The sequence below is a fragment of the Psychrobacter sp. 5A.1 genome, assembly GCF_030407455.1.
In the GTDB taxonomy this organism is placed as follows: domain Bacteria; phylum Pseudomonadota; class Gammaproteobacteria; order Pseudomonadales; family Moraxellaceae; genus Psychrobacter.
In genome coordinates, this window is sequence record NZ_JASDDJ010000026.1 from 1 (window position 1) to 23,524 (window position 23,524).

Annotated in this window: 20 protein-coding genes; 14 read left to right on the forward strand and 6 right to left on the reverse strand. The window is 43.0% G+C overall.

Annotation, left to right across the window (positions count from 1 at the left end; all coding sequences use genetic code 11):
* The 7 genes from QL982_RS07450 to QL982_RS07480 all read left to right on the forward strand — a co-directional run.
* Window positions 1-802, forward strand: an 802-nt coding sequence (locus tag QL982_RS07450; RefSeq protein ID WP_290190251.1) for a sce7725 family protein, incomplete at its 5' end; no start/stop codon positions are given.
* Window positions 799-1,815: an RES family NAD+ phosphorylase gene (locus QL982_RS07455; RefSeq protein ID WP_240216397.1), complete on the forward strand. Its 1,017-nt coding sequence runs from the start codon at window positions 799-801 to the stop codon at window positions 1,813-1,815. The genes QL982_RS07450 and QL982_RS07455, both read left to right, overlap by 4 nt.
* 506 nt (window positions 1,816-2,321) lie before the next feature.
* Complete coding sequence (locus tag QL982_RS07460) at window positions 2,322-3,479, forward strand: MalY/PatB family protein (RefSeq protein WP_290165767.1); 1,158 nt, start codon at window positions 2,322-2,324, stop codon at window positions 3,477-3,479.
* Window positions 3,480-3,720: 241 nt separating this feature from the next.
* Window positions 3,721-5,316 (forward strand): glutamine-hydrolyzing GMP synthase, encoded by a 1,596-nt coding sequence (gene guaA / locus QL982_RS07465; RefSeq protein ID WP_290165765.1) that lies wholly within the window; start codon window positions 3,721-3,723, stop codon window positions 5,314-5,316.
* An 803-nt stretch (window positions 5,317-6,119) separates the two neighbouring features.
* Complete coding sequence (locus tag QL982_RS07470) at window positions 6,120-6,806, forward strand: zinc ribbon domain-containing protein (protein ID WP_290165763.1); 687 nt, start codon at window positions 6,120-6,122, stop codon at window positions 6,804-6,806.
* Window positions 6,807-7,021: 215 nt separating this feature from the next.
* Complete coding sequence (locus QL982_RS07475) at window positions 7,022-7,852, forward strand: hypothetical protein (protein WP_290190252.1); 831 nt, start codon at window positions 7,022-7,024, stop codon at window positions 7,850-7,852.
* 134 nt (window positions 7,853-7,986) lie between these two features.
* Window positions 7,987-8,685 carry a hypothetical protein gene (locus QL982_RS07480; RefSeq protein WP_290164266.1) on the forward strand — a complete coding sequence of 233 codons (699 nt, stop codon included), beginning with the start codon at window positions 7,987-7,989 and terminating at the stop codon, window positions 8,683-8,685.
* Window positions 8,686-8,800: 115 nt separating this feature from the next.
* Here the strand turns inward: QL982_RS07480 and QL982_RS07485 are convergent, their stop codons facing one another.
* Together QL982_RS07485 and QL982_RS07490 are read right to left on the reverse strand one after the other, a co-directional pair.
* A complete protein-coding gene (locus QL982_RS07485) occupies window positions 8,801-9,805 on the reverse strand; it encodes a YhdH/YhfP family quinone oxidoreductase (protein WP_290164267.1) in 1,005 nt (334 codons plus the stop codon).
* A 174-nt stretch (window positions 9,806-9,979) separates the two neighbouring features.
* Complete coding sequence (locus tag QL982_RS07490) at window positions 9,980-10,957, reverse strand: zinc-binding dehydrogenase (protein ID WP_290164269.1); 978 nt, start codon at window positions 10,955-10,957, stop codon at window positions 9,980-9,982.
* Between the two features lie 523 nt (window positions 10,958-11,480).
* On the opposite strand from QL982_RS07490, the gene QL982_RS07495 reads away from it, so the two are divergent.
* The 5 genes from QL982_RS07495 (at window position 11,481) to oppF (ending at window position 17,510) form a co-directional block, all read left to right on the forward strand.
* A complete protein-coding gene (locus QL982_RS07495) occupies window positions 11,481-13,151 on the forward strand; it encodes an ABC transporter substrate-binding protein (RefSeq protein WP_290164271.1) in 1,671 nt (556 codons plus the stop codon).
* A 189-nt stretch (window positions 13,152-13,340) separates the two neighbouring features.
* Window positions 13,341-14,261, forward strand: coding sequence for an oligopeptide ABC transporter permease OppB (oppB, locus tag QL982_RS07500; protein WP_201568107.1), 921 nt, complete (start codon window positions 13,341-13,343; stop codon window positions 14,259-14,261).
* 93 nt (window positions 14,262-14,354) lie between these two features.
* Window positions 14,355-15,260, forward strand: coding sequence for an oligopeptide ABC transporter permease OppC (gene oppC, locus QL982_RS07505; protein WP_201568108.1), 906 nt, complete (start codon window positions 14,355-14,357; stop codon window positions 15,258-15,260).
* A 27-nt stretch (window positions 15,261-15,287) separates the two neighbouring features.
* Window positions 15,288-16,484: an oligopeptide ABC transporter ATP-binding protein OppD gene (gene oppD, locus QL982_RS07510; RefSeq protein ID WP_290190253.1), complete on the forward strand. Its 1,197-nt coding sequence runs from the start codon at window positions 15,288-15,290 to the stop codon at window positions 16,482-16,484.
* 3 nt (window positions 16,485-16,487) lie between these two features.
* Window positions 16,488-17,510: a murein tripeptide/oligopeptide ABC transporter ATP binding protein OppF gene (gene oppF, locus QL982_RS07515; RefSeq protein ID WP_290164274.1), complete on the forward strand. Its 1,023-nt coding sequence runs from the start codon at window positions 16,488-16,490 to the stop codon at window positions 17,508-17,510.
* A gap of 265 nt (window positions 17,511-17,775) precedes the next feature.
* Here the strand turns inward: oppF and QL982_RS07520 are convergent, their stop codons facing one another.
* From QL982_RS07520 to QL982_RS07535, 4 genes are all read right to left on the reverse strand, one after another.
* Window positions 17,776-18,462 (reverse strand): GDYXXLXY domain-containing protein, encoded by a 687-nt coding sequence (locus tag QL982_RS07520; RefSeq protein ID WP_290164275.1) that lies wholly within the window; start codon window positions 18,460-18,462, stop codon window positions 17,776-17,778.
* Window positions 18,459-19,640, reverse strand: a complete 1,182-nt coding sequence (locus QL982_RS07525) for a DUF4401 domain-containing protein (protein ID WP_290190254.1) — start codon at window positions 19,638-19,640, stop codon at window positions 18,459-18,461. Before QL982_RS07525 ends, QL982_RS07520 begins: the two co-directional genes overlap by 4 nt.
* Window positions 19,633-20,757, reverse strand: coding sequence for a DUF2157 domain-containing protein (locus QL982_RS07530; RefSeq protein WP_290164279.1), 1,125 nt, complete (start codon window positions 20,755-20,757; stop codon window positions 19,633-19,635). Before QL982_RS07530 ends, QL982_RS07525 begins: the two co-directional genes overlap by 8 nt.
* 253 nt (window positions 20,758-21,010) lie before the next feature.
* Window positions 21,011-21,265, reverse strand: a complete 255-nt coding sequence (locus QL982_RS07535) for a DUF2798 domain-containing protein (protein WP_290164280.1) — start codon at window positions 21,263-21,265, stop codon at window positions 21,011-21,013.
* Between the two features lie 293 nt (window positions 21,266-21,558).
* Between QL982_RS07535 and QL982_RS07540 the strand changes: the two genes are divergently transcribed.
* Both QL982_RS07540 and QL982_RS07545 read left to right on the forward strand, forming a co-directional pair.
* Complete coding sequence (locus QL982_RS07540; RefSeq protein ID WP_290164282.1) at window positions 21,559-22,293, forward strand: aspartate/glutamate racemase family protein; 735 nt, start codon at window positions 21,559-21,561, stop codon at window positions 22,291-22,293.
* Window positions 22,294-22,572: 279 nt separating this feature from the next.
* On the forward strand, window positions 22,573-23,523 hold the full coding sequence (locus QL982_RS07545; RefSeq protein ID WP_290164283.1) for an alpha/beta hydrolase: 951 nt from the start codon (window positions 22,573-22,575) through the stop codon (window positions 23,521-23,523).
* Window position 23,524: the final 1 nt, after the last annotated feature.

A 23,524-nucleotide genomic window follows, 5' to 3' on the forward strand; every position in this document is an offset into this window, starting at 1 on the left:
TAATATATTTTTTGAAAGTGGTTTTAAACCCTTCTTAATAGTAAATCCCTCAGTAGGTGAAGTTGTAGGAGATACAGAGCATTTTCTACAGTATATTAGTAAGCTAGAAAACTCAATGTATAAACCTGCTTTCCATTATTCTGATAATGCAGAATATATCTTGGAATGTATCCATAAGTATGAATTAGAGGAGTCTATGATTATTGGTCTAGATGACTTCACCAAAGAAGATAGTCTGATTGAGCTTTGTAGTAATAATAGTGTAAGTCATATCATGCTATTAGAGCCTCACAGATATAGGTCTCTAGATAGAAAGATTAAAGATTTAAATAAGATTTATATTAGATTAGATGATCTTTTTGAACGTCAACAAAAAAATGCAGACTATCTAGAAATTCCTGCTCACAAATTTTCTGAAGAGCACCTGTACTATAGAGAAGACCGATACCAAGGGTTTGGCGACTTTACAGTTTTATCTAAGGATTATCTTGAAGGTGGAAGTGTACCAAGAGCTGTTGTTATCAATCTGACTTACATTAATGAAGAGATGAATGATCAAATTTGGATAAGACATTTTACTTCTGATACAAACGACTCTATTTCTAATGTACAAGGGAAGTTTGCCGAAGCTACTAAAAAATCTGTTAGATTCTGTGACGAGTTACCTCTAAAAAATTCAGGTACAGAGGAGCTTAAAAAATACTATGAAGAGTTGAAATATCCTGGCCTTGGTACTGTAAAAAAAATAACTATCAAAAATCATCTGCTAGTCGTTAAAAGTTATTTAGACAAAATATTATGAATAGTATATGTGAAAGTTGCTTCGAAGATAAAGAACTAAAGGGTTTTATTCTTTCTCAAGGTGAGTGTGGAGTATGTTGTTTTTGTAGCGTTAACGACAAAAAGATAATAAAAGTTGATGAGTTGTTAGATTTTTTCAATGAACTTTTAGGTAATTTTGAGACGCATCCTGATGGTGTTGGGCTCTTAAGTCTTATTCAGGGTGATTGGAGCTTATTCCGTAATAATGAGACGGGTATTAAGTTTCTCAATATAGTTATTGATAAATTAGGAATAAATTTTGTTCATGCAGATGTTCTGGTTAAGTATAGTCAGGAAATTTTAGACAACGTAAATTACTGGTTCGATTTGAAAGAACAGCTCAAATGGGAAAAGAGATATTTTATAGATGTAAACTATCTAACAGATGAGTTAGGTTGGGATGGTTTTTTTGAGAGCAAATTTGTAGTGAGTAAGGATGATGTCTTATATAGAGCTAGATTGCATCATAATACAAACGATGAGGGGTTTTCTCCTGAGGAAATGTTCTGCCCACCTAAAGAACTTAGTACAGCTGGTCGCGCTAATCCTATGGGTATTCCTTACCTGTATTTATCAGACCATCCAGAAACTATATTATATGAGATTAGATCTACGTATTTAGATGAGGTTTCTGTAGGTAAGTTCTCAGTCAAAAATGATTTAAATAAGGATGTGCTAATTTCTGACTTTACTGAGGTTTCTACAATATATCATCCAAATGAAGTAAATAAAAAAATCAAATCTAGACTGTTAAGAAGACATATTAGTAGAGATTTATCTCAGCCTCTCAGGAGATATGACTCAGAATTAGATTACATACCTACACAATTTATCTGTGAGTTTATTAAAGTTTATACAGGTGTTGAAGGGTTGAAATTTACTAGCTCACTACATAATGTTGGTAATAACTATGTAATTTTCGATCAAAAACTATTTGACTGTTTTGAAGTCAATAAGGTAAATATCTCAAAGGTTAAAATCAGCTATAGCTGATTTTAACTAAAGTAAGTATTATTTTTTGAAAGTTATATTCCATCATTTTTTTCATTTTACTGCTTGATGAAAAAAACTCATCTGACTCTTCGTGATAATGGTGCTGTGTAGTTTCGTCACTCAGATCTATCCGCACAAGATGCAATCCAAAGTTAGTTATCATTCAATAGCCGCCTTGAGGCGCGGTTTAGCCCTGACAGTAGCGGCTATCCTGCTTGAATAGGCGTGTTGCGAAGGCTAGGTTTTGGGGCAGTCTCGTGACCAAACAGGAATGCCCCAAACCGTTGCCGCGCCACGCCTAGATAAACAGATAATAGCGGATGGCAGGATTGGCTACTACTCCCCTCAACGCTAACCCAACTGTTAACCCACCTTTCTAGTATTTCACCGCCTCAATCACACTTTACCCACATCGCATATCGATACAACCACCATAAAGCGATTGGCGGCTATAGCATTCATGTTGTACCCTAAACCATTATTTTTTTTACTTTAGGAGAGTGCCAATGTCGTACAACTTTGATGAAATAATCGACAGACGGAATACAGGGTCGCTCAAATGGCACTATACCGATGACACGATTGCGCTATGGGTCGCGGATATGGATTTTAAGGCTGCTGAGCCTATCTTAAACGCGATTGAGCAAGTCGTGCAGCATGGCATATTGGGCTATACCAATCCTACCGAGGCTTTGTATGACTCGATTATTGGCTGGCATGGCCGTCGTTATGACTTGTGGTTAGATAAGCAGGATATTTTATTTTCCCCTGGTGTCGTGCCGAGCTTGGTGTTGATGATGAATGTCTTTACCGAAGTAGGCGACGCGGTACTGGTCAATGATCCTATTTATACACCGTTTATGACCAAGGTTGAGCAAAATGGCCGCAAGCTTGTGCTCTCTGCATTACAGGAAATCGAGGGCAAGTATCATCTAGACTTGGCTGATATCGAAGCCAAAATAATTGAACATGACGTTAAGCTTTATCTGCTCTGTAATCCGCACAATCCGGGTGGGCGTGTGTGGACGAAAGACGAGCTTGAAGCGCTGCTTGCGATTTGTAAAAAGCACAATGTGGCGATTGTCAGTGATGAGATTCATCAAGATTTGATCTTGACTGGTCACACGTTTATACCGTTTCTAACGCTAGCAAAAGGCTACGAACACAATGTCGTAAGCCTGACCTCGATGACCAAAACCTTTAACATCGCTGGTATCAAAGGCTCAATGATATTTGCTAAAGATGCCGCATTAATCAAAAAAATCAGTCAGCAGCAGCACTTAAATGATGAGTACGAGCTAAATTTATTTGCGTATACGGCCATGCGTGTGGCTTATGAGCAAGGCGGTGAGTGGTTGGCGCAGGCGCTTGCTTATATCGACGCCAATATTGATGTAACGGTGCAGTTTTTAGAAGCGCATTTGCCGAAGATTAAAATTATGCGCCCAGAAGCCTCGTATTTAATTTGGGTAGATTGCTCAGCGTATGCTGAAGACGATCAAGCACTGTATGACACCCTTCGAGCTGCCAAGGTTGAGTTGAGTGCGGGATTCAAATATGGCAATGAAGGACATCTTAAAATGCGTATTAATGTCGCATGCCCTAGAGCATTGCTATTAGAAGGGTTGACTCGTATGCATGCAGCATTGGGTGATGCTACGTAGTAAGTGCAGTAAGCGGTAGGGGTCTTTGCTAAATGGAGAGGCGGATAGTCTGTTTGTCACTGGGCTTATGATTGGGCTTACTGTCTCTTCTGTTCTTATTTTTAGCCCATTTAGACGACTATCAAGTGAATTGAAGGCAGGCTCTAATAATAATCGTGAATAATTCATCATCTAATAGCCAATAGAGGGCGTAAACTTGTTAAAATAGGGCACCAATTTATCTATTGATGGACATCGATTTATGACCACAACTGCTGCCACTCCTACCATTAAAGAAGACCGCATCTTAATCCTCGATTTTGGCTCGCAATATAGCCAGCTGATCGCCCGCCGTGTGCGCGATTCTGGGGTGTTTTGTGAGATGTTCCCTTATGACATCGACGCTCAGCGCATCATCGATTTTGGCGCAAAAGGCGTCATCCTATCGGGTGGCCCTGAGAGCGTGCATGCTGAAAACAGCCCACGTATCAACGACGCTGTATTCGATTTGGGCGTACCAGTATTGGGTATTTGCTACGGTATGCAAGCGATGGCAGATCGTTTCGGCGGGCAGGTTCATGCCAGTGATATTCACGAGTTTGGCGCAGCGACTATCAACATCAATGGCACGTCTACTTTGATCGATGGTATCGAAGACGCAGCTGGCACGCTCAATGTCTGGATGAGTCATGGCGATAAAGTGATTGAAGCACCTGAAGGCTTCGATATCGTTGCCAGTACGCCAAGTTGCCCGATTGCGATTATGGCCAATGATGACAAGCAATATTACGGTCTACAGTTCCATCCAGAAGTGACGCATACCTTACAAGGTCAGGCGTTGCTAGGTCGTTTCGTCCATGAAATATGTGAGTGTGCAGGCAACTGGACGCCAGACAACATCGCTGAGATGCGTATCGCACAATTAAAAGAGCAAATCGGTGACAAGCAAGTATTGCTAGGTCTGTCAGGCGGTGTTGATAGCTCAGTGGTAGCAGCGTTATTGCACAAAGCCATTGGCGATCAGCTTACCTGCGTATTTGTGGACAACGGCTTACTTCGTTTGAACGAAGGCGACCAAGTGATGCAAATCTTTGCAGAAAACATGGGCGTAAAAGTGATCCGTGTTGATGCAGAAGACTTATTCTTAAACGCATTAGCAGGTGAGTCTGATCCAGAGAAGAAACGTAAAATCATTGGTAAAACGTTCATCGACGTATTCGCTGATAGCGCGCGTCAAGTGAGCGAGCAGAGCGATGGTAAAGTCGTTGAATTCTTAGCACAGGGTACGATTTACCCAGACGTTATCGAATCTGCTAAGTCGCATCAAGGCAAAGCTCACGTGATTAAGAGCCATCATAATGTTGGCGGTTTGCCAGACGACTTAGCATTCAAGCTGATTGAGCCGTTACGTGATTTGTTCAAAGATGAAGTGCGTAAACTGGGTATTACTTTGGGTCTACCAGCTAAAATGATCTATCGTCATCCGTTCCCAGGTCCAGGTTTGGGCGTGCGTATCCTTGGTGAAGTGAAAAAAGAATATGCGGATATCTTGCGTTTGGCTGATGCTATCTTTATGGCAGAGCTAGAAAAATCAGGCTGGTACGATAAGACTGCACAAGCATTTGCTGTATTCCAACCCATCAAATCTGTCGGCGTGGTCGGCGATGGCCGCCGCTATGCGTGGGTAATCGCGCTACGTGCGGTTGAGACGGTAGACTTTATGACGGCACGCTTTGCGCATCTGCCGTATGATTTGATCGAGACGGTATCAAACCGCATCATGAATGAAATCGCGGAAGTATCTCGCGTGACTTATGATGTTTCGAGTAAGCCGCCTGCAACGATTGAGTGGGAATAATTCTTCCTTAAGTAGCGCTGTTAGTCATAAAAAAAGCCCACGATAGCGTGGGCTTTTTTATGTTTATCATCTTTTCACTGATAACTTATATAGATTGGTAAGTTGGGAATATTACCTAACTCTCTTTTATCTAACTCATTGAATTAGGATGTTCAACGTAAATTTCTAAGACTAAGACTTACTAGACTAAATTGGCTAATAAGAAAAGGCAATTTCGGTACTATTGTATTGAAGAGAAGCCAGTACAATTAGTTCTGGCTTGCCATTAAAAGTAAGATTATTTTATCCTCATTTGGAGGATTTACTTGGCTTTACAGATGGAGTATTTCCTGGAGTATTTTTATTATCACGTCGACGTTGATCTGGCTTCCCAGTCGACTTAGCAATTGGTTTCGGTCCTGGCTTCAAACTCATGATTTAATCCTTTAATTTAGAGAGGTTATTCCTCATCTATGAAATAAGGTCTTCGTCAGTAAAATTCAATATATAATTAAGAAAATATAAAAAATTATAAGTAACATTATTAGAATTATCAATAATATCCGTAAAGAGGCAGTTACTGGCGGTTACGACTGAGTGAGAGTAAGATTCTAGATAATACTTAGCTTCAAATGATAAAAAAGCACTCAACTTAGTTGGGTGTTTTTTTTGGTTTGAATAAACAGGCAACTAAGAAGGCTTTAGTTTTTTATTGAACATTTGTCTTTATTGTCTATAATGTAGTCAACTTTAATTGGCTATTGATTATTGAAGTCGAAATAAGACAACTAGCCGTTCAGTATTTAGTAAAACTAAGGGATAAGATGCTTTGTAATAATTGTGATCAAGAAAACTCAAGTGACGCAGGATTTTGCTCAAAATGTGGACAGCAGCTATCTAATAATCAAGCACAAACACCACCACCGCTCACTGCCGTAAATATCTCAAAAGATGCGCAAAGCTCACAAAACACAGTATCTTCTGACTCTGAGACAGCGGATACTTTACTGGCGGCCTTCGTCGGTGAAAAGTATGACAGTTTTTACCGTGATAAATGGTTTAAGGACAGTGAGCCACGCTTAGACGTCAATAATGATGGTTCGAGCATTCATAGTTTTAATGTTGCTGGACTCCTCTTGGGAGCATCTTGGTTGTGTTATCGCAAGATGTACCTAGTAGCCCTATGTATTGTAATTGGTATCAATGCAGTCGATTTGATTTTGATGTATATGCTCGGTATGGAAACGTATAGCTCTATAGGTCAAACCAGTTTTTTTATCGCATGGGCAGTATTAACAGGTATGTTAGGTAATTATTTTTACTTTAGTCACAGTGTCAAAAATATAAAAAAAATCATGGATAATAACGTAGATCCAGCTATGGCTGAACAGGAATTAGTGGAAAAGGGTGGTACGACATGGGTTGGCGCAATTGTGGGTAGTATATTGACGGTATTGCTATCAATGGGCATGTCCTACTTGTTTGCCCCTGATTGGTTTTGGTTGGTGTAGCTTGTCTGATATAGATAGTGCTAGGGCGTGTCCTCAATTCAATCGATAGTTATCTAAATGGGTTAAAAATGGCTAAATCTTGCCAAACGGCGTCAAATAGCTGACTAATATCTCGATATTATCTGCGCTATTTTCCTTGTTTGACTGCAATTTATCTCATTTTTATCACCATTTTTAAAATGAGGACACGCCCTAAATTAAAAAATGGATAATTAATGATGGAAGCGTTAACACAAGCATTCGATTTGGAACTAACGGACAAAGATCATGGGCAAGGCTGGGCCTTTGGTCGCCCAGTCGGCATCACCACGGATCAATGGCCACGAAGTAGAATAAATGGTCTACCAATGGCGCACTTATGGACGATATTAGTGCCTGAAGCGTATCGTGTAAAAGGTAACGATCTGGTGGCAATCTCTTTTTTTCAAGCGGATGATCATGTTGAAGATAGGGTGGGCGGTGTTGAAGATATGATTACTAACCTCACTGAGGTGAATCATACAGACGCTGAGAATTTTTGGGCGTCACTGAGTCGCTATGCTAACCATCGTCACCCTCAAGATATTTATCTTGAAGATATTTATCTTGAAGATATTATTGGTGGTGGCTGGGCATTGATTTGGTTAACCAAGGAGGAGTTTGAAGGTGAAGCGACAGCACTGCCTAATAAAGAAGATGGTGTTTATCCAGACTATGAGATTGAGGAGTGGAGTAGCACTTGCTTTGTCAAAGATGAACCCGCTCAGTTTATTCAGCACGTTGTCCGAATAGATGATCCTAATGTCGGAAAAATGCTTGATGAGTGGACAGAGGAAGGTGATGAAAATGCTTATATTCCGATGTTTTCTGAAAAAGGTGAGAGGTTAGGGCTTGATCGGTTTCATGCAAAAACCCATTTTGGTGGTACGGCCAATCCCATGCAAGCGATGCCAGAATTTAGTCCTTTTTATATTGAGTTTGAAGAAGAGTTTGGTGATGCCAATATGGGCGGTGGTAATGGGCAAATCGATTTGCTGAATGATCAGTTTGACTGGGCGTGTGGCTAGTTGTTGGTAACGTAGAAATGATTGCGTTTGATCGTAAGTCATTCGCTCCATATTAATTTCATCTTTATTTCATCTTACTTATAACAGACTCACGCTAAGATATTAGCAATATTCAAACCCAGTGTGAGACTGTTATGACACCAAAAAACAAAAAATACGTCACATATCTTGTCCTATTTATTCTCTCAGTAAGCTTAATTAACTCTCCCTATTTTGGTGCTTTTGGACCGACTTTAAGTCTGCTGACTCTGCTATTTTTTCTCATTGCTGGGTTACTATTCTCGGTTTTAAATATATTTAGCAGAGGGTATAAAAAGCTATCTTCTTATATGCCATTAGTGATATTTCCCATAGTTACTGTGACTGCACTTTATCTTTCAGCAATCGGTATGGGCAATCAAGCGCATTTTTTGCTGAATAAAAGCAATTTACAAGCCATAGATACCCTCAGCCAAGAAGCTAATATCTATGAGATGAGTGATATGCGTCGGCACCACAAAATGCTCAATGACCAACTTATCTCTAATGATGATAAATATAAGACCGAAAAAGAAATAGCGACTGCTTATGCTGGAACGATTATGGCAGATAATTTAGATACAAGAAAAGTTGCTAAATTACGTAAGAAGCTGGATCGCTCAGGTATCGTTCATATGGCTAGAGAAGATGGTTATCTGGTGCTAACAATGGGTGGGTTTTTGGATAATGAGTTTGGCTACTTAAAAGCACCAAATGATGATATCGAAGTTGGCTACATGATACCGCCTTATGGACTTACGGTAATATCTCTAACGGAGCTGCATGATGGTTGGTATTTTTATTATACGACGTGATCTTGTTTTCAAGTGCTGCATAAGCGTTAAAAATATCGTAAATATTTACTAAAAAAAGCAGCACCTCAAAAGAGATGCTGCCTTTTTTGTAATGCTTAACTACTAAGCTAAAAAACTAACCCTTCACATTCACCACATAACGCCCAACCACCTTGCTAGACATAAAGCGATCTAAGTATTCCGGCGTTTGTTCTAACGTAATCTCTTCACCATAGCTTTCAAGATTAGGCAGCTTCATATCAGTCGCAACACGTTTCCAAATAGCTTCTTTGTCAGCCAGTGGGATATAGACCGAGTCGATACCCAATAGCGACACCGCGCGGGTGATAAAAGGTATCACCGACATCGAAAAATCCGCGCCACTTGCTAGGCCACAACTGGTCACTGCACCGCCAGATTTGGTTTGCTTGAGCAGGTTGGGTAAGTAGTCGCCGCCGATGGTATCAATAGCATTTGCCCATAGCTCACGGCCGACAGGTTTGTTACCGATTTCATTGATGGTATCGCGATGACGTACTTCGCTCGCGCCCAATGCCTTTAAGTGCTCGCTTTGCTCTGGCTTACCTGAGAATGCAATCACGTCATAGCCGAGCTGCTTTAAGATAGCGATACTGATCGTACCGACGCCACCTGTTGCACCAGTCACAGCAACTGGGCCATCACTTGGTTTTGCACCCATTTTTTCTAACTTTTGCACACTTAGCGCTGCGGTTAAGCCGCCAGTACCATAGGTCATCGCTTCTTTTAGTGTCAGCGTTTCTGGACAAGCCAACGCCCAATCTGCGGGAATTGAGATCATTTGACCGAGACCGCCATCGGTATCCATACCGAGATCATAGCCGAATACTAATACCTCTTGTCCTACGGTAAACGTGCCTGATTTGTCACTGACGACGACGCCTGCTGCATCGATACCAGGGGTATGCGGGTACTGTTTGGTGATTCTTTTATTACCAGTGGCTGACATCGCATCTTTGAAATTTAACGATGAATAATGCACTTCGATGAGCAAATCATTTTCAGGTAAGTCACTAACTTTGCGTTCTTGAATGCTTTTTTTGAATTCACCATCGCTGGTTTCTTCAACGACTAATGCTTTAAATGTTGTATCGTTTGACATGGTTATATCCTTATTAAATCTTATTATTTGCGCTGATTGGCTTAGCGATACTATTACAGCAGAATGGTTAAAAAAGCCCACCGTATCTTATCGTTAATACACATGGGCTTTCTTATATTTGCTAATACCGCTAGTTTTTGCCCTTATTACGAAATTACGAGGTGAGTGTAGGAATTAAGGCTTTAACAATACTTTGCCTTTTTTACTTGATTGTACTTTTCCAGAGACCGCTGTTGCGATATCGTCCAAGCTATAAACAGCTTCAATCGGTAGCTTCAAATCGCCATTCGATGCGCGTTCTAGCAACTCAGTGATCAGGCGTTGTTTGTTGTCTAGATCCATTTCTTGGCTGGTTTTGCTGCCCCAGAATCCTTTCACAGTGGCTTGCTTAAAGATCAAGCTGCCAGCGTCCAGTGCCATTGGCTTGCCTGACATGATACCAAATGAGACCAGCGTGCCTTTGCTGCCCAGTAATGATAGTAGCTCATTGCTCGACTCACCACCGACTGAATCGACGGCTGCTGTAATCTTGTCATCACCAATGATGGCGCGAACTTGGTCTTTCCAGTCATCATCAGCGGTGACGACATTGTTTTTGATACCGAGCGAGGTCAGCTCTTCTATCGCATCTTTACTACGTACGAGGTTAATCGTATTTACACCGCGTGCTGCTGCTAGCATCGCAAGCGTTTTACCCACTGCGCCGTTTGCCGCATTATGGATAATCCATTGACCGCTATCTACTTCCAAGAATTCTAATAGCATTAGGGCAGACAGCGGCATCGCAATCAGCTGTGCAGCCAGTTCGTCTTCAATACTGTCAGGCATGTTAAACACCATGCTGGCAGGGGCGACAAAATACTCTGCCCACGTTTCGTGCACACTGGCACACGCCACACGTTGACCGACGCTTAGATCTGTGACGTCATCGCCCACCGCATCGATAATGCCTAGCGCTTCACTACCACCGATGGCTGGCATCTCAGGCTTATAGCCATATTGTCCACTCACGGTCAGCATGTCATGGTTGTGAATAGGTGAGAGGATGGTTTTGATACGGACTTCGTTGGCAGCAGGCAGCGGCATAGGACTGTCGCCCACGTTCAATACGTCAGAAGGTTTGCCAAAGCTGTTATGAATAGCACTACGCATGATGATTCCTTTTATTTGTTTTTAAGTTGTGAGCCACAGTAGCAAGTTTGCCTCGGTATCCTCAATGCTACTTTAGTTAAGGAATGTTGTCGCTTGCCCATCATTATGCTGCCCTAGAGTATGTCTTCAATGTAAACGATAGTCATCATAAAACGATTTGTGATCGTTCAAAATAACCTAAACAGATGTAAGCTACAATTTGTAACATTGTGGTGATGTTTTGATGAGGAGTACGTTTTATGTGATAAAAGTGAATGAAATCTTGTTAAAGATGATGAATTAACTGTATTTTCACTCATTAATATTATGTCCAAAGGTTTGTTTGCCCCAGTGCTCTTTCTATAAAATGAAAAATTGTTGACATTAACACTTTTTTTTACTATTAATATTACCAATAGTTTTCTAAAGTTCGTCATTGACAGGTCATACCCCTCAATGACGTCAATAATGGATATGAAAACGATAAATATCAAACTTAAATGGACTTATTAACAGATTATCAATCTGCCCGCTAGGATGCTATATGACCCACAACATTCTCTCCCCTCGTACTGCTGTATTTTTACCTACTGCTCTTGTACTGGCTATGTTTATAACTGGCTGTAGTGACAATACGGCAAGCAATAATGCCAGCTCATCAGCCAATATTGATCCCAATGTACTGGCGGATACTCAGGAGCTGGTCATCAATAATATGACTGAACCTGAGTCGCTCGATCCTCATAAAGTGTCTGGTGTACCTGAGTCTAATATTGGTCGTCAACTATTCGAAGGGTTGACCAATACCGATGCAGATGGCAAAACCATTCCAGGAATCGCAACCGAGTGGGAGAGTCCAGACAACAAAGTATGGACGTTCACATTGCGCGACGCGAAGTGGTCAAATGGCGATCCAGTCACGGCGCAAGACTTTGTATACAGTATGCGCCGATTGGTCGATCCAGAGACCGCATCCCCTTACTCAAGCTATTTGGTTGATGCCAAGGTGATTGGTGCTGACAAAATCGTTGAAGGTGCTGCTGGCATCGAGACGCTCGGGGTAAAAGCCATTGATGATAAAACATTGCAAGTGACGTTATCAGAGCCCGTACCTTATTTTCCAGACATGCTGATTCACAACTCCGTCAAGCCTGTCCATCAAAAAACCATCGAAGCGTTCGGTGATAAATGGACAGATCCTGCCAATATTGTCGTTAATGGTCCTTACAAAGTCAGCAAATGGAAGATCAACGATGAACTCGTTTTGACACGCAATCCTTCCTATTATGACGATGCCAATACGACGCTGAATACCATCACCATACTACCGATTCCTTCTAGTACGACCGATGTAGCGCGCTATCAGGCTGGTGAAATTGATGTCACTCATAACGAGATTCCAACCGAGCAGTTTGCTTCTTTAAAAGAGACCAATGGCGATGAGCTCAGAGTTTCTCCTTCTCTTTGTACGTATTACTATGAATTTAATACCGTCAAACCACCTTTTGATAATCCAAAAATACGTCGCGCCTTAGCCTTGGCATTGGACCGTGACACCATTGCAGACAAAGTTATGGGTCAAGGACAGACGGCCGCTTATCAGCTCACGCCTACAGCGGCTAATGGCAAGGTAACGAATAATCCAGAGTGGTCCACTTGGGACAAAGAGAAGCGTATTGCTGAGGCCAAAAAACTGTTGAATGAGGCTGGTTACAACGAGAGTAATCCACTCGCGTTTGAGCTGCTGTACAACACCAATGACAATCATAAAAAAGTCGCGGTTGCTGCCACTTCGTTATGGACGCAAGCGCTTGGTTTTGTCGATGTGACGTTGACCAACAAAGAATGGAAAACCTATCTTGATACGCGCCGCAACGGTAACTATCAAATCGCTCGTGCTGGCTGGTGTGCCGATTATAACGAACCTTCAGCCTTTTTGAATATCGTCAAATCTGACAATAGTGGAAACTATGGTAAGTACGCCAACGCCAATTTTGATAGCTTGATGGCTCAAACGTTAAAAGCGGGTGTCACACCTGAGCAACGTGCAAGCTTGTATCAAAAAGCTGAAGCACAACTCGATCAAGATATGGGGCTGCTTAATATCTATCATTACGTCAGCCCTCGTTTGGTGAAGCCTTACGTCATTGGCTTTTCAAAGAGTGACCCTCTAGATAATTGGCAAGGTAAAGATATCTCTATCGCCAAGCACTGACCATCAAGCACTGACCATTAAGCACTAACCATCCAATCGTCTTATCAGCAGGCGCTATGAAACGGAGAGATTCCGATTGATAGCGTCGGTCTGCTATGGATCAGAGAAAACCTGAAAGCGGCGTAAATACTCAAAGCGCGCCTTTTAAAATCACGTAGCGTTGTACAGGTAATCTTATAAAGAGGCATTATGCTAAAACTTATTTTTCGGCGGATTTTAGAAGCCATTCCGACCATGTTTGTTTTGATAACCGTGTCCTTTTTTATGATGCGCTTGGCACCGGGCAGTCCTTTTAGTAGCGAGCGCAGCTTGTCACCAGCGGTATTGGCCAATATCGAAGCCAAATACAATCTTAACGATCCCATGTGGCTGCAATATATCAATTATCTAAAACAACTGGCATTAGGCGACTTTGGCCCGTCTTTTAAATATAAAGACTACACGGTCAATGAGCTATTGGCGCAATCGTTTCCAGTGTCTATGGAACTCGGTATGTACGCGTTTATATTGGCACTGGTGTTGGGGCTTATCTTGGGTGTGATAGCAGCACTGAAACAAAACTCGTGGATGGATTATGTACTGATGGCGTTTGCCATGACAGGCGTGGTGATTCCAAGCTTTGTGAAAGCCCCACTATTGGTACTCGTGTTTGCCATTCTTTTGCAGTGGTTGCCCGCCGGTGGCTGGAACGATGGTGCAGTAAAAAACTTGATATTGCCCGTCACCGCCTTAGCACTGGCTTACGTTGCCAGTATCGCGCGGATTATGCGCGGCTCCATGATCGAGGTGATGAACAGTCAATACATCCGCACGGCTAAGTCTAAAGGCTTACCGATGCGTCAAATCGTGATGAAACACGCACTCAGACCTGCTTTGTTACCTGTCATCTCTTATCTGGGCCCTGCCTTTGTCGGTATTATTACTGGCTCTATCGTGATCGAGACTATTTTTGGTTTACCAGGTATCGGGCAGTTATTTGTGAATGGGGCGCTCAATCGTGATTATGGCGTCGTGCTTAGTTTGACCATTTTGGTTGGTGTGTTGACGATAGCCTTTAACGCCATTGTCGATATTTTATACGCCATTATTGATCCAAAAATTCAGTATTGATGGGCACTTAACACGAATCATCGTTTGTTTAACCGCCAATCATTGCTTAAAAATAAATATCAGATTCTGAATTAGATGACTAAGAGGACGACTATGAGCCTTACCGTAGACCAGCCAGCCGAGCATATAAATCTGCCTGTAAAAGAGATTAAAGGTCGCAGCCTTTGGCAAGATGCTTGGCGCCGTTTTTATCAAAACAAGGCAGCAGTGACGAGCTTTTTTATCTTATTGCTCGTCGGTATGTTTGTCATCTTTGTGCCCATGCTAGCGCCTTTCGGTTATGCAGAGACCGACTGGAACTTTATGCAGTCTGCGCCGTCGATTGAAAACAAGCATTATTTTGGTACTGACTCGCTTGGTCGAGATTTGCTCGTGCGCACTGCAGTTGGCGGGCGTATATCGTTATTGGTGGGTATCGCTGGCGCAACGGTGGCGGTATTGGTCGGTACGGTGTATGGCGCAACATCAGGCTATCTGGGTGGCAAAGTCGACATGATTATGATGCGCTTTTTAGAAATCCTTAGCGCCTTTCCCTTTATGTTTTTCGTGATTTTACTCGTGACGATATTTGGTCGTAACCTTATTTTGATTTTCGTCGCTATCGGATTGGTCTCTTGGCTGGATGTCGCTCGTATCGTCCGTGGTCAAACGCTGAGTCTGAAGAGTAAAGAGTTTATTGAGGCCGCCCACGTCGGCGGGGTGTCAGGGTTTAACATTATCCTGCGTCATATCGTGCCCAACGTGCTTGGCGTGGTGGTGGTTTATGCCTCATTACTAGTACCGACGATGATTTTATTTGAGTCATTTTTGAGCTTTTTAGGGCTTGGTGTACAAGAGCCAATGACCAGCTGGGGTGCGCTACTACAGGAAGGCTCGCAAACGATGCAAGTCGCTCCTTGGCAGATTTTGATTCCCTCGGTTTTTTTGGTCATTACTTTATTTTGCTTTAACTTTATTGGCGATGGTCTGCGTGATGCGTTTGACCCCAAAGACCGCTAGGCTCAAGCTCGCTAGGAGAACAACATCATGGCAACGCAAGATATCAATAGCGCACCTGAGAAGATAGACACTACTGTCCGTAAAGTAGGGGCTGACTCAGTGCTCAATAACCAAGCCAATCAGGCGAATCAAGAAAGCAGCTTATTGGCAGTCAAAGATTTATCCGTGCAATTTACGACCGAAGATGGACTCGTGACCGCCGTAAATGGTTTGAATTTTAATCTGCATGACGGTGAGACGCTGGGTATCGTCGGTGAGTCAGGATCTGGCAAGTCACAGACGGCCTTCGCCATCATGGGTCTGCTGGCAAAGAACGGCCGTACCAAAGGCTCCGTAAAATTTGAAGGCAAAGAACTGCTGGGCTTATCGCAAAGAGCACTGAATAAAATCCGTGCTGAGCAAGTCGCTATGATCTTCCAAGATCCAATGACCTCCCTAAATCCTTATATGAAAATAGGCGATCAGCTTGCCGAAGTGTTGATTTTGCACAAAGGCATGAGCAAAAAAGACGCATGGGCGGAGTCGATACGTATGCTAGATGCGGTCAAAATCCCTGAGGCAAAAAACCGTATTGGTATGTATCCACATGAGTTTTCAGGTGGTATGCGTCAGCGAGTCATGATTGCGATGGCACTGCTTTGTCGCCCGAAGTTACTGATTGCCGATGAGCCAACGACGGCGCTTGATGTGACCGTACAAGCACAGATTATGGTGCTGTTAAATGAGCTAAAGCGTGATTTTGGTACGACTATTATTATGATTACGCATGATTTGGGCGTGGTAGCCGGTATCTGTGATCGGGTACTCGTGATGTACGCTGGTCGTACCATGGCATATGGCGAAACGGAAGAGATTTTTTATACACCCACGCATCCTTATACCATCGGGCTATTAAAAGCCATTCCGCGTCTAGATGATGACAAAGGCAAGCTTGAGACCATTCCTGGTAGTCCACCGAACCTACTCAATCTACCGACTGGCTGTCCTTTTCATGAGCGTTGTACACATGCCATGGATATCTGCCGTGATGTACCGCCGCCGCTTGAGTTTTTGCCCCATGAGCGCCAACGTGCTTGCCATTGGCATCCTGACAGGCCGATTGATGATTCGGCAGACAGGGCAAAGGGTATGGCACCAGATATTGACACTAATACTAATACTAATACTAATACTAATACTAATACTAATACTGATACCAATCATCTATCAACGCTGGAGGGCTAGGGCATGACGTTACCCAATGTAGACATGGTTAAAAACAGCCAAGCCCCGTTACTACAAGTGCAAGATGTGCATACGACATTTAATATTAAACAAAAAGGGACGTACTTTTGGCAAAAACCGGACACCTTAAAAGCCGTCAATGGCGTCTCGTTTGAGCTATTCGCTGGCGAGACCTTAGGCGTGGTAGGTGAGTCGGGCTGCGGTAAATCAACGCTGGCAAGAACGATTATCGGCTTAGTGAGAGCCAATGCTGGCAGTATTAAATTTGGTGATGAAGAGATAGTAGGCGCTTCCAAAAAAACCATGAGAATGAAGCGCAAAGACATTCAAATGATATTCCAAGATCCGCTAGCGTCGCTTAATCCGCGCATGACAGTAGGCGATATCATCGCAGAACCACTACGTACGTATTATCCAGAAATGAAAAAAGCAGCAGTGCAGGATGAAGTACGTGCCCTGATGAAAAAGGTTGGGCTGCTGTCCAATCAGATTAACCGCTATCCGCATGAGTTTTCTGGTGGTCAGTGTCAGCGTATTGGTATTGCCCGTGCACTGATACTAAAGCCTAAAATCATCATTTGTGATGAGCCGGTATCGGCTCTTGATGTCTCGATTCAAGCGCAAGTCATTAACTTGTTGCAAGACATACAGCAAGAGATGGGGTTGGCGCTTATCTTTATCGCCCATGATCTATCAGTGATTAAACATATCGCGGATAGAGTGCTTGTTATGTATTTAGGACATGCTGTCGAGCTAGGTATAAACAAAGCTGTGTACGGAAATCCGACGCATCCTTATACACAAGCGTTGATGTCAGCAGTGCCATTACCTGATCCTATTGCCGAACGTAATAAGGTCATTCAGCTATTAGAGGGCGACTTGCCAAGTCCAATCAATCCACCGTCAGGCTGCGTATTCCGTACTCGCTGTCCAATAGCGGATAGCGAGTGTGCCCAAATTAAACCTGTGTTAGAAGGCACTTTGAATCACAGAGTCGCTTGTCTGAAGAATAAGGTTGGGCTTTAGCCATTTTTAGCCCAGTTAGATGATACTCGTTTGAATTGAGGACATGCCCTAGTGAGACTGGCATACATGCCTTATAGCCTCTGTGATAGCAGTAAGCAATATAATCAGGGCGTATGGTGTACGCCCCATACATAGTTAGTCCACTATAAAAGAGTGACAGCGGTAACCTCGCTTGAAGGGTCATACATACATCTGCACTCGATTGCCTTGTATCCCAATGATATTGAACCGACTATATAGTAGGGTGAACGTCTCATTTGCGGCTTTATCCTCTTGGCTCATTACCCTCTTGGCTTATTTTTCCGATAATGATTTCAAAGTCACTATTCACCATGTCTGTTAGTAATGGCTCGCCTTTATCATTCACACGAAACAGCCCATATTCAGCGGCTTCAAACGCCTGTGCATGACCTTCTTGAAAGAAAAAAGCATTGGTTGCGAGCTTTATGCTGCCGCTACGAGCACGATAATGAATGGCTAGCTCATCCGCTGCTAATGTATCACGATCATCGCGTTGGTTGTGCTCTGCTAGGCGCACAAAATGCCCCACGTTATTGCTATCGACTTTTATAACCACATAACCGTCGCTTGGCTCATACGTTCGAAAGTCTAACTCGGCATCAGCAGCATCGGACGCTACATCATTCGGTGATGAATGGTGGGTTTTTGACTGCAACGCTTTAAAAATATCACGCTCTAGTGCATAGCTGAGTACCATATAATCCCCTTGCATAAAGCCACGAGGATCGACAGGAGCCAGTGCCAACAGTACCTTGTCACCAGTCGCCAAATGGGACTCATATTTTGTGATATTTACCGTCATGATAATGAGGATGAGCAACAACCCTAAGAGTGCGACGCCAATGGTAAATCCACGCTGTTGCCACCAAGGCAGTGTCAGCGTAGAGGCAGACGGTTTTTGATGGACGGCATGATCTTTTAGCTGACTCATAATAATCGCTCCTTCTGCTCATCACTATTCATGTATTTTGTGCTGTTAAATGCGTCACGTTTGAGCCGTAGTCGCCACCGTATCATCAGCATCGTAAGACCGATGATGAGCATAGAAACAGATTTGATCAGCAATGAAGTATCGAGCTGATAGTAATACCAAAATACGTAGCCGACTAACGCAGCGATACCAAGACCCAACAGCGCGCGTTGGCTATTGGCTACCGCAATGATAATCACCAAACTGGTCGCGAGCAGCCCTGAGACATAGATCGACAGGATGCCCAATAGGATAATAATACCGACAATGAGGCGACCAGCCACTGATTGTAATTTGACATGATAGCGTTTCAGAATAAGGTAAGCGGCATAGAGGCTGGCAAAGATAAGCAGCCCTTGAGCCAAATAATAATTATAACTTAAAGCCTCGCCGTAACTACCAACGTGACGCCCATACTCAGCGGCGATAAAATAAACAGATACGGCCAAAAGCATCAGTGCGCTGGCGTATCCAACGGCTTTGATCGTCGCAAAAACAGTCATGTGCCATTTGACGGGAGTCCGTTGTAACAGGCGATGGCGCTGTAAATTGCTGATAACCGCAATCAGCGCCAATAACCCCAAACTGAGCTCAGGCAAATGATAATAATTCAGCAAATAAACCATGAGACTGAGCGTGACTACGCTGCCCAATATTCGATAGACATAATTGGACATAACGAGGGTCATAAAGCCCTGCGTGAGTAAAAATAAATAAATGTCTATAGGTGTAGGCAAGTTATTACTGAATAAGGCATATGCAATATAAGCTTGGCCAACCACACTGATGGCAAACGCCAAGCTGCTTATAAAGGCATTATCACGGTTTTGCTGGTGTTTAAACAGCATAAAACCAGCCCCATTTAAGGATGACCCGATAATAAGGACAGCAATCATGCTGTCGAGCACCCCAGTGTTCTCTAATAACAATGATAAAAAACCAATAAAAAATAGACTGGCTACCATGCCACTCACGCCAAAAAATAACTGTAAAAACCAAGTATGGTCATCATTTACCGCGCTGCGACTATCACTGTCTACAGTCGTGTTGTTTTCGTCCACTAAACGGACATTGTCCACATCGGTGTCGATCAAACCCAGATTTTTTAGTGCTATCAGCGTCTGTTTATCATCATTCATGGTCAGCGCCTTTGTTGGTTGTACGGGTTTGGTTTGCATTATCCAAGCGTGATACTTTGCGCAGCCATATGACCGCCGCAGAGCTCAGCCCAATCAATGATAGCGCTAAGAACAAAAATCCTCCTGCATCAAAGTCATCAAGCAGCCATTCACCGACCCACCACATCACCACGCTAATGATCGAAAACGACAGATAAGTTAGCATGAGCAAATCAACACGGCGCCGACGAAACTGCCCATACATAAAGCCGCACCAGCCTAGCCATAAAGCATTCGCTACCCAAAACAGCTGTATATTTCTATCATCGAAAATAGTGCTTATCGCCAAATATGTGATGGTATAAGTGCTGACAAGCGCGACCACGTAAGTGCTCCAATGTAAGCTTGATTTGGAGGCAGCGCTTGTGGAATTGACAGTATTGGAATTGATGCTATTGGATTGAATGCTAGAGGTAATGCGAGAAGAACTAAGGTCAGAGATTCCTGCTAGGCGTTTTTTTTCAAAGCATTCAAGCCATAAATAAAAAGCGATAAAATTGATGACAGTGATGATCGTAAATTGCCAAAAGTCTTGATCGTAGTAATCTAGTCCAAAGAATAATGCGGTGTCGATATAAAACAATGTCAGAGCATTAATTAACCCCAACCATAGCAGCCATAGCGCAGGAAAGCGGGCGATAATTACCCAAGGGATAATCAACACGGCCCAGCCAAAGAAGAGCTGCCACGTATCTGCGCCCGTTTGATAAACCTGCCCAAACAAGGCCAGTAAGCTGCCTGTGAGGATACTGGCAATGAGCAATAATAGCTGCTGAATCAGCCGAAATTTTTGTCTAAAAGCCAGTGCAGCATACAGGGCGATAGTGACCACCAAGGCCCCTTCGACTAAGGCAAACTTGCCTATTTTCCCCATATTTAGCCAGTTATAGGCAATAAAGAAAACCAGTGATAGTACCAGTGCGACCGCCCCAATAATGAGCGAGGCCTTATCAAAAAACGCCAGCCAAAAACGCTTGGTGGGATAGACTTCTAAGTGTATGGCCGCATCGTCGGCATGCGCCAATGGCAGTATGCCTTGCTTGAGTAGGTGCTCGATAGTACGCCGTGGTTGGCTCATAGCGCTCTCTAGATAAAAGTTTGTGTCACTCATCTTATCTTGTTATGAGGTATGGGGGTACTAGGGCGTGTCCTCATTTTAAAAATAGTGATAAAAATGAGATAAATTGCCGTCAAACGAGGAAAGTAGCGCAGATAATATCGAGATATTGCCCAACTATTTGACGCCGTTTGGCAAGATTTAGCTATTTTTAGCCCATTTAAAGGACACTCGTTTGAATTGAAGACATGCCCTAAAGTAGATAGATGCTTACTTAATAAAACTCAATGCGGCTCAAGACCTGCTCTTGCACCAGATAGGCGCAGATGTACGCACTTGGCCACGCAAACATAAAGGCCAGTCCCCACGAATGCATCAATTCCATAAAAAAGCCGTCGATAAAGCCTTGTTTTACCACCAATAAGGCCGTCGAGATAATGAGAGACATCATCATCGCCATCAGACCGGTAAAGATGAGACGGTAGTATTTGCGGCGCGTACGTATTCTGATGGTGGGAAAATTGGCCATAGTATTCGGTGTCCTGAATGGTGCTAATGACACTTCACTTATGAAGTGAGTGTCAGTTTTATATAATAAATAGTGGTAGTGGCCGTTAGGATTTGCCATTGAGTACTATCATATCGTGTGCTGACCGATGAATAAAATGGTTATTATAAATGCTTAGATTCAGTATTGCTTCACGATAGCCACTTTTACTGTAGGACATTTTTTATAGCAGGACAGTATAAAGAAATAACGCACTAAACTGGGTTAATTTTGCTACGATAAAGTCAATCACAGCAAACACATAGGAGCATGAAATGGCAGCTCAAAAGCAACGAACATTAGGCATCATCGGCGGTATGAGTTGGGAGAGTACCGAAAGCTATTATCGTCTGATTAATGAAGGTGTTAAGCATCAGCTTGGCGGACTACATTCCGCAGATTTGTTGATTCATAGTGTGGATTTTGCGTTGATTAATGCGTTACAGGAGCAAGGCAAATGGGATGAGCTAGGCGAGATAATGGCTAGCAGTGCTCAGCGTCTACAAGCCGCTGGTGTGCAAGGGATCATGATTGCTTCCAATACGATGCACAAACTGGTCGATGATGTGCGCTCCGCCACAGACTTGCCGTTGACTCATATCGCTGATGCAACGACTGATGCCATCAAAAAACAAAATCTCACCAAAATAGCCTTACTCGGTACTCAGTTTACGATGACCCAAGATTTTTATAAGCAGCGTCTTATTGATGCGGGCTTACAAGTATTGATACCAGCAGAGAATGAGCGCGCAGAGGTACACCGCATTATCAAAAAAGAGCTGTGCGTCGGTCAGTTTAAAGACAGCTCACGAGAGTATTATCGTCAAGTGATTAAAGATTTGGCGGCGCAAGGTGCTGAAGGTGTGATATTGGGCTGTACCGAGATTGGCTTACTTATCAAACAGACTGATAGCCCGATTCCGGTATTTGATACGACCGCTATTCATGCAGCCGCAGCGGTTAATTTTCTGTTAGGTAAAAATGATTGGGTAAGGACTGAAAGTAGTTAGGGCGTGTTCTCAATTCAAACGAGTGTCCTCTAAATGGGCTAAAAACAGCTAAATTTTGCCAAACATCGTCAAATAGTTGGTCAATATCCCGATATTATCTGCGCTACTTTCCTCGTTTGACGGCAATTTATCTCATTTTTATCACCATTTTTAAAATGAGGACACGCCCTAATGTATAAATTTTATTGTTTGGTGGCGAGTTATAGTAGATTGACTCTAAGCAGCACTAGCCGCATCTTGCACGCCACTCTTTTACGGTTTCTTAATAGGGAAGTTTCAATGATATTAAAACGTCTAAGCCTCGCCACTGTACTCAGTTTATCAGTCGTCGGCTGTACCACCGCACCCAATACGCTAGCCGTAAATACAACTCAAAAAATCATCCAACACGAACGTAATAAAGCAGACCTTACCACTAAGGTATTTACACTCGCTTCTGGTCAAAAGCTCACTTATACCGAAAATAACGCTATCAATGCGGAGCCTCTATTATTGATTCATGGTTTTGGCGGTAATAAAGATAATTTCACTCGTATCGCTGACAAGCTGGCTGACTATCACCTTGTTATTCCAGACTTATTAGGGTTTGGCGATTCGAGTAAACCTGATACTGCGGATTATCGCGCGGATGCCCAAGCGCAGCGTCTGCATGAGTTGATGCAAGCGAAGGGCTTGGCATCCAATATCCACATCGGTGGTAATTCGATGGGCGGGGCTATCAGTGTGGCTTATGCGGCAAAGTATCCAAACGATGTGAAAAGTCTATGGCTCATCGACAGTGCAGGGTTTTGGTCAGCGGGCATTCCTCAATCACTGGAAAATGCCACGCTTGAGAACAATCCCCTATTGATCAATAAGACGGAAGATATCTACGAGATGTATGACTTTGTCATGTATAAGCCGCCTTATTTGCCCAAAACTGTGCAAGCGGTATTTGCGCAAGAGCGTATCGCTAATAAAGCGCTTGAGTCCAAAATACTAGAGCAGATCGTCACAGACAATGTCGAAGAGCGTGCCAAAGTCATTGCGAACTATCAGATTCCGACGCTGGTCGTTTGGGGCGAAAAAGACCAAGTCATCAAGCCTGAAACGACTGCGTTGATTAAAGAAATTATCCCGCAGTCGACGGTTATTATGATGCCAGAAGTCGGTCACGTACCGATGATAGAGTCGGTAAAAGAGACCGCCGAGGATTATAAAAAATTTCGGGCAACGCTAAAATATGAGTAAA

Excerpts from the sequence above, each read along its gene's own strand:
- QL982_RS07470 (WP_290165763.1), top strand. The coding sequence starts at position 6,120 with ATGCTTTGTAATAATTGTGATCAAGAAAACTCAAGTGACGCAGGATTT.
- oppD (WP_290190253.1), top strand. The coding sequence starts at position 15,288 with ATGGCAACGCAAGATATCAATAGCGCACCTGAGAAGATAGACACTACT.
- QL982_RS07460 (WP_290165767.1), top strand. The coding sequence starts at position 2,322 with ATGTCGTACAACTTTGATGAAATAATCGACAGACGGAATACAGGGTCG.
- QL982_RS07530 (WP_290164279.1), bottom strand. The coding sequence starts at position 20,757 with ATGAGCCAACCACGGCGTACTATCGAGCACCTACTCAAGCAAGGCATA.
- QL982_RS07475 (WP_290190252.1), top strand. The coding sequence starts at position 7,022 with ATGATGGAAGCGTTAACACAAGCATTCGATTTGGAACTAACGGACAAA.
- QL982_RS07540 (WP_290164282.1), top strand. The coding sequence starts at position 21,559 with ATGGCAGCTCAAAAGCAACGAACATTAGGCATCATCGGCGGTATGAGT.
- guaA (WP_290165765.1), top strand. The coding sequence starts at position 3,721 with ATGACCACAACTGCTGCCACTCCTACCATTAAAGAAGACCGCATCTTA.
- QL982_RS07535 (WP_290164280.1), bottom strand. The coding sequence starts at position 21,265 with ATGGCCAATTTTCCCACCATCAGAATACGTACGCGCCGCAAATACTAC.
- oppC (WP_201568108.1), top strand. The coding sequence starts at position 14,355 with ATGAGCCTTACCGTAGACCAGCCAGCCGAGCATATAAATCTGCCTGTA.
- QL982_RS07525 (WP_290190254.1), bottom strand. The coding sequence starts at position 19,640 with ATGAATGATGATAAACAGACGCTGATAGCACTAAAAAATCTGGGTTTG.
- oppB (WP_201568107.1), top strand. The coding sequence starts at position 13,341 with ATGCTAAAACTTATTTTTCGGCGGATTTTAGAAGCCATTCCGACCATG.
- QL982_RS07480 (WP_290164266.1), top strand. The coding sequence starts at position 7,987 with ATGACACCAAAAAACAAAAAATACGTCACATATCTTGTCCTATTTATT.
- QL982_RS07545 (WP_290164283.1), top strand. The coding sequence starts at position 22,573 with ATGATATTAAAACGTCTAAGCCTCGCCACTGTACTCAGTTTATCAGTC.
- QL982_RS07455 (WP_240216397.1), top strand. The coding sequence starts at position 799 with ATGAATAGTATATGTGAAAGTTGCTTCGAAGATAAAGAACTAAAGGGT.
- QL982_RS07485 (WP_290164267.1), bottom strand. The coding sequence starts at position 9,805 with ATGTCAAACGATACAACATTTAAAGCATTAGTCGTTGAAGAAACCAGC.
- QL982_RS07520 (WP_290164275.1), bottom strand. The coding sequence starts at position 18,462 with ATGAGTCAGCTAAAAGATCATGCCGTCCATCAAAAACCGTCTGCCTCT.
- oppF (WP_290164274.1), top strand. The coding sequence starts at position 16,488 with ATGACGTTACCCAATGTAGACATGGTTAAAAACAGCCAAGCCCCGTTA.
- QL982_RS07495 (WP_290164271.1), top strand. The coding sequence starts at position 11,481 with ATGACCCACAACATTCTCTCCCCTCGTACTGCTGTATTTTTACCTACT.
- QL982_RS07490 (WP_290164269.1), bottom strand. The coding sequence starts at position 10,957 with ATGCGTAGTGCTATTCATAACAGCTTTGGCAAACCTTCTGACGTATTG.